Raw genomic sequence first — 12,705 nt, 5'->3', positions numbered from 1 at the left:
CATGGGAGTCGTCACCGACCGACGGCGCGTCGTCCGCGTCCGCGAGGGCGCTCGCGCGGCACGCCCGGACACACTCGCCGTCGAGGAGCCGCTGATGGTCCGGCTGGTCGGACCTGGCATGCCGGCCGCAGTGCCGCTGTCGCTCGGCAGGGTGGTACCCGTGGGTGGGGTCCTGGCGGACGGCGTCGTGCCCGGGGCGCAGTCCGGCGGCACCACGCTGACCGTGACGATGCGTACTCCCGGCGACGACTTCGACCTCGTGGCCGGCTGGCTGGTCTCGGAGGGTGCGGTGGCCGCGCCCGACGACATAGTGGCGATGCGGCTGTGCCCCGACGAGGACAACACCGTCGAGGTGGCGCTCGCGCGCGGCGTAGTGCCCCCGCGGCAGCGGGCCTTCGCGACGACCAGCGCGTGCGGCGTCTGCGGGTCGGACACCGTGGTGGAGGTGCGGGCCGGGCTGCGGTGGCCGGTCGCGAGCGACCCGGTGACCGTCGGCTCGGACGTGATCTCCGAGCTGCCCGACCGGCTGCGCGAGCGCCAGCGCGCCTTCGACCGGACCGGCGGCCTGCACGCGGCGGGCCTGTTCACCACCGACGGCGAACCGCTGTACGTCCGCGAGGACGTCGGCCGGCACAACGCCGTCGACAAGGTGGTCGGGGCGGCGCTGCGCGACGGCGCCCTGCCCGCCGCCGGGACGATTCTCCAGGTCAGCGGGCGGGCGTCGTTCGAGCTGGTGCAGAAGGCCGCGCGGGCCGGCATCCCGGTGCTGTCCGCCATCTCCGCGCCGTCCACGCTGGCCGTGGACCTCGCCGACGAGTGCGGCCTGACCCTGCTCGGCTTCGTGCGCGGCGGCTCGATGAACGTCTACACGTGGGCGGACCGGGTGGTCTGATCGGCCGGACGGCGGTCCTGCCCGAGCACGCGTACGAGGAACGCCGCCGCGCTGTCCATGGCCCGCGCCGCCGCCGGCTCGGTGGCGTGGTGGTGCTGGAACACGTGCGGGCTGCCCGGGTAGACCTCGAGGCTGACCTCCACGTCCGCGGCGGCGGCGCGGGCGGCGAGGCCCGTGGAGTCGTCGAGCAGCACCTCGTACGAGCCGACCTGGAGCAGGAGCGGCGGCAGGCCGCGCAAGTCGCCCAGCAGCGGGCTCGCGAGCGGATTGCTGGGGTCGGCGCCCTCCGGCAGGTACTCGTTCGCGTACTCCTGGATGTCGGCGGCGTCGAACACCGGGTCGACGCTCTCCTTGCCGGTGAGGCTGGCGCCGGACAGCGACAGGTCGAACCAGCCGGAGAAGGCGACGACCCCGGCGGGCAGCGGCAGCCCGGCGTCCCGCGCGGCCAGCAGCGTCGCCAGGGCGAGGCCGCCGCCCGCGGAGTCGCCCGCGAGAACCACGCGTGCCGGGTCGTTGTCGTCGAGCAGGGCCCGGTACGCGGCCAGCGCGTCGTCGACCGCCGCGGGGAACAGGTGCTCGGGAGCGATCCGGTAGTCGAGGGACAGCGCGCGCAGCCCGGCGCGAGCGGCGAGCGCGGCGGTGAGCGGGACGCCGGTGCTCGCTGCGCCGATCACGTAGCCGCCACCGTGCAGGTAGAGCAGCACGCCGGCGTCGTTGGCGACGGACGGTACGGCGACGTCCAGCGCCGGGACGCCCCCGAGCGTGGTCTCCGTGACCCGGGTGCCCTCCGGCACCGGCATCTGGCCGAACGACGCGTAGAAGGTGCGGAGCTCGGCGAGCGACTTCTGGTCCATTGTTCCTCCATGCCCGAAGATAGATTCCATGGAAGCCAAACAAGATTCCCGGGAATCTATTCCGCCGGACGTCGGATTCGCGAGCGCGCGCCTGCTCGACGACCTCGTCCGTGTGGAGGTGCGGCTCTACACCCTGCTCGACGCCCGGCTGCGCGACAAGCACGGCCACGGTCTGGGCCGGATCGACCTGCTTCGCGTGATAGCCGAGGTTCCCGACTGCCGGGTCTCGGACGTGGTCCGGCGTCTCGGCATCACGGTGGGCGCGGCGAGCAAGGGGGTCGAGCGGCAGGTGCGCGACGGCCTGGTGCGCCGGGCCGCCAACCCGGAGGACGGCCGCTCGTCGTTCCTAGCGCTCACGCCCGCCGGGCAGCAGGTCCTGGACGAGGCGCTGCCGACGCTCGACCAGGAGGCGGCAGCGGTGCTGCAGGGCACGGGGGTGCCCGACGGCGACCTCGCCCACCTCGCGCGGGTCCTCGCGGCGGTACGCGGTGCGCTGGAGGACGGCCGCGCGAGGTGAGGTGGCCGCGGGGTGGGTGGACGGGCCTACGGCCCTGACTCGACGTACCCGGTACGGCGAGTCAGGGCCGTAGGCCGGACGGTCAGCTCGTGAAGAGCGGGATGACGCTGCGGACGGTCTGGAACAGGCCGTACGCCAGCGGGACGGTCACCACCAGCCAGGTGACGACCAGTCGCGGGACCTGGTTCGACGTCGGCTCCGGGGCCGGCTCTCCGGGCTGCGTCGCGGTCTGATCCGGCATGGTCACACCTTTCCCTCGGTGAGCGCGTCGGCGCGGCTCGGCGCCTCGTGGAATCGTTCCGCCACAGGGCGGATCAGGATGTTGGCGACGAAGCCGACCGCGAGCACGGCGATCATGGTGAACAGCGCCGGCCGGTAGTCGGCGGCGACCAGCTCGCCGGGGGTGCCCTGGGCGTCGAGGAACCCGTTGATGATCAGCGGACCGGCGATACCGGCCGCGGACCACGCGGTGAGCAGGCGGCCGTGGATGGCGCCCACCTGGAACGTGCCGAACAGGTCACGCAGGTACGCCGGGACCGTGGCGAAGCCGCCGCCGTAGAACGAGAGGATCACCGCGGCGACGAGCACGAAGATCACCGTGGAGAGGTGGCCGACGGTCGCCAGGAGCAGGTACAGGACCATCCCGACGCCCAGGTACATGACGTAGGTCGGCTTGCGGCCGATGTAGTCCGACGTCGACGACCACACGAAGCGGCCCGCCATGTTGAACAGGGACAGGAACGCGACGAAGCCTGCCGCCGTCGTCGGCGCGACGGACGAGGTACCGCCGTCACGGAAGAAGTCCTGGATCATCGGCGAGGCCTGCTCGAGGATGCCGATGCCCGCCGTCACGTTGCAGAACAGGACCGTCCACAGGAACCAGAACTGCGGGGTCCTGATCGCGTTCGCCGCCGAGACGTTCGCGGCCGACACCATCGGCTTGGCGGTCACCGCAGCGGCGTCGAACCCTGCGGGCGCCCAGCCGGGCGGCGGTACCTTCACCGTGAAGACGCCGAGCATCATCACGAGGAAGTAGACGATGCCCAGCGTCACGAAGAGCGAGGTGACGGCGCTGCCGGAGGCCACGGAGGTGGGATCGGACGGGTCGTAGCCGCTGTCGTAGAACGCCATGAGCTGGCGCGAGAGCGGCGAGGCGACGAGCGCGCCGCCGCCGAAGCCCATGATCGCCATGCCGGTGGCCAGGCCCGGCCGGTCCGGGAACCACTTGATCAGCGTGGACACCGGCGAGATGTAGCCGATGCCGAGCCCGATCCCGCCGATGAAGCCGTACCCGAGGTACACGAGCCACAGCTGCGACGTCGCGATGCCCAGCGCGCCGACGAGGAACCCGGAGGCCCAGAAGCAGGCCGACGCGAACATCGCGGCCCGGGGGCCGGCGCGCTCCACCCAGGTGCCCAGCACCGCTGCCGAGAGCCCGAGCATGACTATCGCGATGGAGAAGATGACGCCGATCGCGGTCAGGCTCGACTCGAAGTGCGCGACCAGCGCGCTCTTGTAGACGCTGGTCGCGTACGCCTGGCCGATACACAGGTGGATGGCGAGCGCCGCCGGCGGGATGAGCCATCTGCTGTAACCGGGCTTGGCCACCGTGTGCTCGCGGTCGAGGAAGGACAACGCCACGGAAGCACCTCCTCGTGCTCGGGGGATCCGGCCGCAGGGAGTGCGCTTTCACCCGTTCGCTGCGCACGCTACTGGCGGCCGGATGCCCCGGTCAATGGTCAGTGCTGCGGGCTGCGCACCGCCGCGAGGAAGAGGGGCAGGCCGGTCTCGGTGTGGGCGATCCGGAGCAGGTAGGGGCGGTCCACATGCATCGTGACCTCGGGGTCGGCGGGCACGGCGCTCTCCTTCAGGGCGATCTCGGTGACGGCGGCCGCGACCGTGCCCGCCTGGTCCATGCTCAGATAGGCCTGCTGCATCGCCTGGCTGACCTGGAGGCCCCCGTTGGGCGTGATGCCCGAAAGGTCGGGGGTGCCGTACAGCCCGCCGAGGCCTGCCTCCTCCAGCGCCGGTGCCAGGTCGAGCATGGGCGGTTCGAGCTCCAGGGACGGCATCGCCAGGTCGACGAGCCGCGGTTTCTCGGCATCGAGCGCGGTGGTGAGGGCGGTCAGGGCCTCGGGCGTGACGTCGGCGGGGTCGGTACCGACCGGAGGCAGCAGGATGTCGGCGTGGAAGGCGTCCACATAGGGCAGCCGGACGGCGGCCCACCCGGCGCTCTCCGCATAGGCAAAGCGCTCCGCGGCCTGCAGCATCTCGGTGGGCTCGGTCCCGGACGGGCCGGTGAAGTCCTTGTCGGCGATCGAGTGCTCCGCGAACGGGGTCTCCCAGCGAGCGGCGAGCAGCACGGCGTTCTGCAGGACCATGCGCAGGTCGAGGTCGGGTTCGATCGCCGACTTCTCGATCAGGCCGCCGGTGTGCTGGTTCACCCAGGCGTCCAGGACCCGCTTGCCCGAGTCGCTTCCGAGGTCGGTGCGCTGGACCCCGGCGTCGAACGCCGTGGCGATCCGGTCGAGGTAGTCCGGGTCGACCTCGAGCTCGTCGTCCAGCACCGCCTGGTTCGCCAGGTGCAGCACCGGGTCCTCGGGCAGCTCGTCGTCCTGCGCGACAGCAGGGTCGCCGTCGTGCTCCGCGAGCGCGCCCTGGAGGGCGTTGTAGGCAGCCGTGCGGTCCGCACCCGAGGCGCCGAGCGCCTCGTCCAGAGCCGCTGCCGTGTCGCCGCCGGCACCCTCGGCGAGCAGCGCCAGGGCGAAGGAGAGCGAAGCGGGGGAGACGAGAGCGTTCTCCTCCGGGTCTTCGGCTGCACGCAGCGCGAGCAGCCCCAGCTCCTCGGTGGCGCGGACGGCGTCGGCGCTCGCGGGCGCGTCGGCGACGGCGACGACCGTACGTTCCGCGTCGGAGCGCTCCACGCCTTCGCCGGCGGCGGGGCCGTCGGCGGCAGGGCCGCAGGCGGTCAGGGCGATCGCCGCCGTCGCGGCGACTGCGACGGGCACCGTCGTGCGGCGGCGGGTCCTGCGGCGTTGGGTGTTCCGGCGGTGGGCTGGGCTGGGACGCTGCACTGTTCCTCCTGGGGATGCCGGGCGCGGGAGCGTCTGCGGCGAGGTGCTGACCTCTTGTGTTCCGACCCGCGTCGGGCTTGCAGCGGTTCGTGGGAGGGGCTCTCAGGTCGCCATCATGGTCCGGCTCTCTGACACGCCCCGGAGGATGCGACAAGTGTCAGTGGCTCCAGGCACAATCTGTCCCGACCTTCTAGACGTGAGGTAAGGGATCAAGTGGCAAGCATCAATCGGCGCATCGCCGAGGAGCTGGGTGTTCGGGAGGGGCAGGTGGCCGCGGCGGTCGACCTGCTCGACGGCGGCGCGACGGTGCCGTTCATCGCCCGCTACCGCAAGGAGGTCACCGGCACGCTCGACGACGCGCAGCTGCGCACGCTCGAGGAGCGGCTGCGGTACCTGCGCGAGCTGGAGGAGCGGCGCGCCGCGATCCTGTCGTCGGTGGAGGAGCAGGGCAAGCTCACGGACGAGCTGCGCGCCCAGATCCTGTCGGCGGAGACCAAGTCGCGTCTGGAGGACATCTACCTCCCCTTCAAGCCGAAGCGGCGCACCAAGGCCCAGATCGCGCGGGAGGCCGGCCTGGAGCCGCTCGCCCTCGCGCTGCTCGGCGACCCGTCGCTCGACCCGACGACGGCGGCCGGCCCCTACGTCGACGCCGACAAGGGCGTCGCGGACACTGCGGCGGCGCTCGACGGTGCTCGCTCGATCCTCGTGGAGCGCATGGGCGAGGACGCCGACCTGATCGGCACGCTGCGGGAGCGGCTCTGGAAGCGCGGCCGCATGCTGTCCACCGTCCGCGACGGCGCGCAGGAGAAGGGCGCGAAGTTCTCGGACTACTTCGACTTCGCCGAGTCGCTGTCCAGCCTGCCGTCGCACCGGGTGCTCGCCCTCTTCCGGGGCGAGAAGGAGGACGTGCTGGACCTGACGATCGAGCCGGAGGAGGGCATCGAGGCAGGCGTGCCGACGTCCTACGAGGCGACCATCGCGCACCAGTTCGACATCGCGAACCAGGGCCGCCCGGGCGACCGCTGGCTCGCCGACACCGTGCGCTGGGCCTGGCGCACCAAGATTCTCGTGCACCTCGGCATCGACGTGCGGCTGCGGCTGCGTTCCGAGGCGGAGGACGAGGCGGTCCGCGTCTTCGCGGCCAACCTCCGTGATCTGATGCTCGCCGCGCCCGCGGGCACGCGGGCCACGATGGGCCTCGACCCGGGCCTGCGCACGGGCGTCAAGGTCGCCGTCGTCGACGCGACGGGCAAGGTCGTCGAGTACGCGACGATCTACCCGCATGCGCCGGCGAACCGCTGGGACGAGTCGCTCGCGAAGCTCGCCACCCTGGCCAAGAAGCACGACGTCGACCTCGTGGCGATCGGCAACGGGACGGCCTCGCGCGAGACCGAGCGCCTGGCGGCCGACCTCATGAAGAAGGCACCGGAGCTCGGCCTGACCAAGGCCGTGGTCTCGGAGGCGGGAGCGTCCGTGTACTCGGCGTCCGCCTACGCGAGCGCGGAGCTGCCCGACCTCGACGTGTCCATCCGGGGCGCCGTGTCGATCGCGCGCCGCCTCCAGGACCCGCTCGCCGAGCTCGTGAAGATCGACCCCAAGTCGATCGGCGTCGGCCAGTACCAGCACGACATCACCGAGACCAAGCTCTCGCGGTCGCTGGACGCGGTGGTCGAGGACTGCGTGAACGGCGTGGGCGTCGACCTCAACACCGCGTCGGTGCCGCTGCTGTCGCGCGTCTCCGGCATCACCTCGACGCTCGCGGAGAACATCGTCGCCCACCGGGACGCCAACGGTCCGTACGCGTCGCGTGCGGCGCTCAAGAAGGTCCCGCGACTGGGTCCCAAGGCGTTCGAGCAGTGCGCGGGCTTCCTCAAGGTCTCGGGCGGCGAGGAGCCGCTGGACGCGTCGTCGGTGCACCCTGAGGCGTACCCGCTGGCGCGGCGCATCGTGACGGCGGTGGGCGCTGACGTGAAGGCACTCATCGGCAACGGGAGCGCGCTGCGCACGCTCAAGCCCACCGACTTCGTCGACGAGACGTTCGGTCTGCCCACGGTCACCGACATCTTCGCCGAACTGGAGAAGCCCGGCCGTGACCCGCGCCCCGCGTTCGTCACGGCGTCCTTCGCGGACGGCGTCGAGAAGCTCGGTGACCTGGTGCCCGGCATGGTCCTGGAGGGCCAGGTCACCAACGTCGCGGCGTTCGGCGCGTTCGTGGACGTCGGCGTGCACCAGGACGGCCTCGTGCACGTCTCGGCGATGTCGAAGAACTTCGTGAGCGACCCGCGCGAGGTCGTGAAGTCGGGCGACATCGTCAAGGTCAAGGTCATGGACGTCGACCTGCAGCGCAAGCGGATCGCCCTCTCGCTGCGCCTGGACGACGAGATCGGCGTGGCCGGCGGACGCACCTCGGGTGGCTCCCGGTCCGGCGGAGACGGCTCAGGCGGGCAGGGTTCCGGCGGCCAGAACGGCGGTCAGCGCCGCGGCCGACCAGGTGGCGGCGAGGGTCGCGGCCGGAACGGGCGGGGGCAGGGCGGCCCGGGCCAGGGCGGTCAGGGTGGGCGCGGACGTCCCGCGCCCGCCGACACCGCGATGGCGGACGCGCTGCGGAAGGCCGGGCTGGCCTGACAGGTCGAGCCCGAGGCAGCCGGAGCGCACGCCGGCCAGGCCACCGCATGTTCGGTGGCCTGGCCAGCGAGCCGTACCCGGAACCCACCGAGTCATGGCTACGCTCGTCGAGGTACTACAAGTGTGGATCGGGGGGAGGGGCATGAGTGAGGTAGTGACGCAGACGAAGACTGACGTCTTCCGGATCGATGATCTGGTCAAGCTGGTCTCGTCCGGCCGCCTCCGCGTGCCTGCATTCCAACGAAACTACCTCTGGGACAGCAACGACGTGCTGGCGCTCTTCGACAGCATTCTCAAGGGCTATCCCGTGGGGAGCGTGCTGCTCTGGAAGCAGCCTGCCGAGGCGTCGGTCCTCCGGATCGGTGAACTGGTGGTCGATGCCCCGCCCGTGCAGGATGCGTTGATGATCGTGGACGGGCAGCAGCGCATCACGGCGATCGTGAACGCCGTGTCGGCAGAGGTCTACGAGTCGTCCGACAGATTTCGCATCGACTTCGATCTTCAGGATGGCCGGTTCGTCCATGGCGGGAGAGCCGATGACGAACTGCGTATCCCCCTGCCGGTCCTGTTGGACCTCAGGCGGCTTCTTGAGTGGACCCAGGGCCGCCCCGGGGCTGTCGAACATATCGGCGCGGCCAACGATGTCGCGGTGCAGCTTCGAGACTTCACCGTGCCGGCGTCGATCGTTTCCGGTGGCGACGGAAGCGCACTCCTAGAGATCTTCGACCGCATCAACACCTCCGGTAAGCGGCTGCGCCGCGCGGAGGTGTTCCATGCGCTGTTCAGCGATGTGGACAACAGCGGTTACTCGATCGCCAGCATCGCCGACGATCTCATGGCGACCGACTTCGGCAGGATCGACGACGAAACCGTGCTGGACGCGATTCTCGCTCGCCGCCATCCGGACACCTCACGTGAGTTCAGGACTGAGTTCACGTCCGAACGACGCATCACCTTGGACGTGCCCGCCGACGAGACGCGAGAGGAGGCGTACCGGCGAGGTCATGAGGCACTTGGCCGCGCGATCTCCTTCCTCCAGGAACACGCGGGTGTGCCGCACGTCTCGTTTCTCCCGTACAGATACCTGCTCATCACCCTCGCGCGGTTCTTCGCCCATCACCCCGACCCTGCCCCTCGAAACCTGGAGCTTCTGGTCAGATGGTTCTGGCGGGCCGCGATCTCGCCGACGATCTTCAGCGGGAGCGCGACAGCAATGGCACGCGGGTTTGCCAGCCGGGTGATCCCGTCGGACGAGTCCAAATCTGTGCAGCAGCTTCTGGCCCTGCTGCCCGACGACTCGCGGTTCGCAAGCCCGATCTTGGACCCGTTCCGAACCAGTACTGCCGCCGCCCGCGTCGTCTTGTGTGCTTTGTACGCGCATCAGCCTCGACGATTCTCCGACGGGACGATCTTGGGCGCCTCGGCATTGGGCGCGAGCCTGGGCGAGGCACAGAGCCCCATCGAGGTGCTGGCGGAGGCGGTCCCGCGACGGCTGGTTCACGACAAGAAGCTCGCTGCAGGTGGTGCCCAGCGCTTCTTCCTCACCGAGGACGACGTCTCCTTGGACCGCGCCCGCGAGGTAATCGCACGTGAACTGTCCGACGCCGCGGTGGACGATCTCGACGTTGATGCGGTGGCGTCGTCGCACCTGGTGGACGACCTGATGTCGAGTGCCTTGAGAGAAGGCCGCTACGACGACTTCTTGCGGCTCCGACACTCTGTCGTGGAGCAGGCGGTCAGCGGGTTCCTCGCGAGTCGGATGGGGACCGGGCTTCCTATGAACCCACCGCTGACGAGTCTCGACCTGGACGACGACGATGACGACTACTGAGGTTCGCCACGCGGTCAGGCTTTCCGGACGCGACATCGGGGTGTTGCGGCAGCGCGGTGACCATGTGGTCTTCACGTTCCTACCGGAGTACTGGGAAGATCCGGACCGGCACGTCCTTGGTCTCTGGTTCGAGGACCATCCGCGGTCCCATGTCGGGTCGGCGCTCCGCGTTCCCGCCTGGTTCTCGAACCTGTTGCCCGAAGGGCGGCTCCGGGACTACATCGCAGCGGATCGCGGCGTCTCTCCGCAGCGAGACATGGAGATCCTGGCGCAGGTCGGGCACGACCTCCCAGGGGCCGTCGAGGTTGTCGACGGCGAGGGCCTCGACCTGCCCTGGCACGACGGGCGGCCAGAGACACCACCACAAGGGATCGACCTGCCGTCCGGGTCGGTGAAGTTCTCACTGGCGGGAGTCGGGCTCAAGTTCTCGATGCGCCGGCAGGGTGAGCGGTTCACCATCCCTGCCTCGGGACAGGACGGAGGCCAGTGGATCGTGAAGCTCCCGGATCCGGAACATCGATTCGTCCCGCAGAACGAGTTCGCGATGATGTCACTGGCGAAGCAGGTCGGTATCGACGTACCGGACATTCACCTGGTTCACCGCGATGACACGTTTGGTCTGCCGGAGCACGTCTGGCCGCAGGGCGAAGAGCTCGCGTACGCCGTGCGGAGGTTCGATCGTGGGCCTGATGGCGCGCGCGTCCACATAGAGGATCTTGCGCAGGTGCGCGGATTTCACGCGGACAAGAAGTACGCGGGCACCTTCGAGACCGTGGCGGCCCTGTGCTTTCGGGGGACCGACATTGACTCGCTCCATGAGTTCGTGCGGCGGATGACTTTCAATCTCATCATCGGCAACGGCGACGCTCACCTCAAGAACTGGTCGCTGATCTATCCGGACGGTCGCAATCCGCGCATCTCGCCGGCCTACGACCTCGTGTCGACCGTCCCGTACAACGACCAGGACGATCTCGGGCTCAAATTTGGGCACGGGAGGCGCTTCGAGGACGTCAGCCTGGCGACCTTCGACAGGTTGGCGCGCAAGCTTGGCCTGCCCGACGACCACCGCTTGGCGGAGCTGGCCAGCGCGACCTATGCGACTCTGGCCTCGGCATGGGATCCCGCCGAGATGTCGAAGGAGATCGGCTTTGTCGGCTCATGGATCGAGAAGTCGATAGCGGGCGCTGCGCCGAGACTGCGCTGACAGACTCGTAAGACTCCGACAGGTCGAGCCGTCTGGCAATCGGGCCGCCGGGAGGCCACGATGACGGCATGAGCATTCCTGAGGAGACGTTCGACGTCGTAGTGATCGGCGGAGGCCCGGTCGGTGAGAACGCGGCCGACCGGGCCTCGCGCACCGGCCTGTCCGTTGCCCTGGTCGAGTCCGAGCTGGTGGGCGGTGAGTGCTCGTACTGGGCCTGCATGCCGTCCAAGGTGCTGCTGCGCGCGGGCGCGGTGCGCGCCCTGGCCAAGGAGACTCCCGGTCTGCGGGATCCGGGTGCGCCCGATGCCGCTGCCGTCTTCGCCCGGCGCGACGAGATCACCAGCAACTGGGACGACTCCGGGCAGGTCTCCTGGGTCGAGAGCGCGGGGCTGACCCTGGTGCGCGGGCACGGGCGGCTGGCCGGCGAACGGCTCGTCGAGGTGACGCTGCGTGCGGGCACGGGCAGTGAGGCGCAGGGTGGAGCGGAGAGCGGCCTCGGGGAGGCGGAGACGGGGGAGGCCCCGGCGAAGCGTCTGCTGCGCGCCCGGCATGCGGTGATCGCCGCGACCGGCAGCGTCCCCGTCCTGCCCGGCACTCCTGGGCTGGCGGAGGCCGCGCCCTGGTCGAGCCGCGAGGCGACGGCGGCGGACACGGTCCCCGAGTCGCTGGTGGTCGTCGGCGGCGGGGTGGTCGGCGTCGAGATGGCGAACGCGTACGCGGACCTCGGCGCGCGGGTGACGCTGCTGTCGCGCGGCGGGCTGCTGTCCTCCGCCGAGCCGTTCGCCGGCGAGATGGTCGCGGAGTCGTTGGCCGCGCTCGGCGTGGACGTCCGCACTGGCGCCGAGGTGGCCTCTGTCGAGCGCCCCGGCATCGGTGCCGAGGACGGGGGCCCAGGCCCGGTGACCGTGACCCTCGCGGATGGCGGCACCATCACCGCCGCCGAGATCCTCGTGGCCACCGGCCGGGTGCCGCGGACCGCCGACCTGGGTATCGAGAGCGTGGGCCTGGACGAGTCCGGGCTCGGCCGTGGCGGCGCCCTCGTCGTCGACGAGTCGTTGCAGGTCACCGGCGTGCCGGGTGGCTGGCTGTACGCCTGTGGCGACGTGACCGGCCGTGCGCCGACCACACATCAGGGCAAGTACCAGGGGCGGATCGTCGGTGACGTGGTGGCCGCGCGGTACGGCACGGAAGCGGGCGACCGGTCGCCGACGAGCGGTGACCCGGAGCCCGCCGTCGGGCAAGAGGGCAAGCCGTGGTCGCGGTATGCCGCGACCGCCGACCACAGCGCTCGTGTCCAGGTCGTGTTCACGCGGCCGCAGGTCTCGTGGGTGGGACCGACCGAACGCGAGGCGCGCGCGGCGGGGATCCCGGTGGAGGCCGTGTCGTACGACCTGGCCTGGGTGGCCGGCGCGAGCGTGGAGTCGCCCGGCTACAAGGGGCGCGCCCAGGTGCTCGTCGACACGCAGCGGCGTGTCCTGGTGGGCGCCACCTTTGTGGGGCCAGACGCCGGGGAGATGCTCCACGCCGCGACGATCGCCGTCGTCGGCGAGGTGCCGCTCGACCGCCTGTGGCACGCGGTCCCGGCCTACCCGACGGTCAGCGAGGTCTGGCTCCGCTTCCTGGAGTCCTACGGCCTGTAAGCCCGAGCGGCGACTGCCGAAGTAGAGCGCCTGTCCCCAGTTCCGAATGAGGCGAGCCTCAAGGGGAA

General features: G+C 70.6%; 10 protein-coding genes. 6 read left to right on the top strand and 4 right to left on the bottom strand.

What is annotated here, in order from left to right; translation table 11 throughout:
- The first annotated feature begins 1 nt into the window (after position 1).
- Positions 2–892 carry a formate dehydrogenase accessory sulfurtransferase FdhD gene (fdhD, locus tag ACFO6V_RS18915; RefSeq protein ID WP_377137920.1) on the top strand — a complete coding sequence of 297 codons (891 nt, stop codon included), beginning with the start codon at positions 2–4 and terminating at the stop codon, positions 890–892.
- On the opposite strand, the gene ACFO6V_RS18910 is transcribed toward fdhD, so the two are convergent.
- Positions 865–1,746 (bottom strand): alpha/beta hydrolase fold domain-containing protein, encoded by an 882-nt coding sequence (locus ACFO6V_RS18910; protein WP_377137918.1) that lies wholly within the window; start codon positions 1,744–1,746, stop codon positions 865–867. The two genes, fdhD and ACFO6V_RS18910, sit on opposite strands and share 28 nt — an antisense overlap.
- Positions 1,747–1,774: 28 nt before the next feature.
- Here ACFO6V_RS18910 and ACFO6V_RS18905 point away from each other — a divergent pair, with 28 nt between their 5' ends.
- Positions 1,775–2,263 carry a MarR family winged helix-turn-helix transcriptional regulator gene (locus ACFO6V_RS18905; protein WP_377137916.1) on the top strand — a complete coding sequence of 163 codons (489 nt, stop codon included), beginning with the start codon at positions 1,775–1,777 and terminating at the stop codon, positions 2,261–2,263.
- An 82-nt stretch (positions 2,264–2,345) separates the two neighbouring features.
- On the opposite strand, the gene ACFO6V_RS18900 is transcribed toward ACFO6V_RS18905, so the two are convergent.
- The 3 genes from ACFO6V_RS18900 to ACFO6V_RS18890 all read right to left on the bottom strand — a co-directional run bounded on the left by ACFO6V_RS18900 (position 2,346) and on the right by ACFO6V_RS18890 (position 5,337).
- A complete protein-coding gene (locus ACFO6V_RS18900) occupies positions 2,346–2,504 on the bottom strand; it encodes an MFS transporter small subunit (protein WP_377137914.1) in 159 nt (52 codons plus the stop codon).
- A gap of 2 nt (positions 2,505–2,506) precedes the next feature.
- A complete protein-coding gene (locus tag ACFO6V_RS18895; RefSeq protein WP_377138185.1) occupies positions 2,507–3,898 on the bottom strand; it encodes an OFA family MFS transporter in 1,392 nt (463 codons plus the stop codon).
- A gap of 104 nt (positions 3,899–4,002) precedes the next feature.
- Positions 4,003–5,337 (bottom strand): serpin family protein, encoded by a 1,335-nt coding sequence (locus ACFO6V_RS18890; protein WP_377137912.1) that lies wholly within the window; start codon positions 5,335–5,337, stop codon positions 4,003–4,005.
- A 213-nt stretch (positions 5,338–5,550) separates the two neighbouring features.
- Between ACFO6V_RS18890 and ACFO6V_RS18885 the strand changes: the two genes are divergently transcribed.
- From ACFO6V_RS18885 to ACFO6V_RS18870, 4 genes are all read left to right on the top strand, one after another.
- On the top strand, positions 5,551–7,962 hold the full coding sequence (locus ACFO6V_RS18885) for a Tex family protein (protein WP_377137910.1): 2,412 nt from the start codon (positions 5,551–5,553) through the stop codon (positions 7,960–7,962).
- A 154-nt stretch (positions 7,963–8,116) separates the two neighbouring features.
- Complete coding sequence (locus tag ACFO6V_RS18880; protein ID WP_377137908.1) at positions 8,117–9,793, top strand: DUF262 domain-containing protein; 1,677 nt, start codon at positions 8,117–8,119, stop codon at positions 9,791–9,793.
- Complete coding sequence (locus tag ACFO6V_RS18875; protein ID WP_377137906.1) at positions 9,780–10,997, top strand: type II toxin-antitoxin system HipA family toxin; 1,218 nt, start codon at positions 9,780–9,782, stop codon at positions 10,995–10,997. Before ACFO6V_RS18880 ends, ACFO6V_RS18875 begins: the two co-directional genes overlap by 14 nt.
- A 68-nt stretch (positions 10,998–11,065) precedes the next feature.
- The gene (locus ACFO6V_RS18870; RefSeq protein ID WP_377137904.1) at positions 11,066–12,637 is read left to right on the top strand and encodes a dihydrolipoyl dehydrogenase family protein; all 1,572 of its coding nucleotides are present in this window, start codon (positions 11,066–11,068) and stop codon (positions 12,635–12,637) included.
- The last annotated feature ends 68 nt before the right edge of the window (positions 12,638–12,705 follow it).

It is taken from the genome of Promicromonospora alba (genome assembly GCF_042654905.1).
GTDB classification, from domain to species: domain Bacteria; phylum Actinomycetota; class Actinomycetes; order Actinomycetales; family Cellulomonadaceae; genus Promicromonospora; species Promicromonospora alba.
The sequence above is the reverse complement of the archived record's forward strand: the minus strand, read 5'-3'. Positions and strand labels throughout refer to the sequence as shown.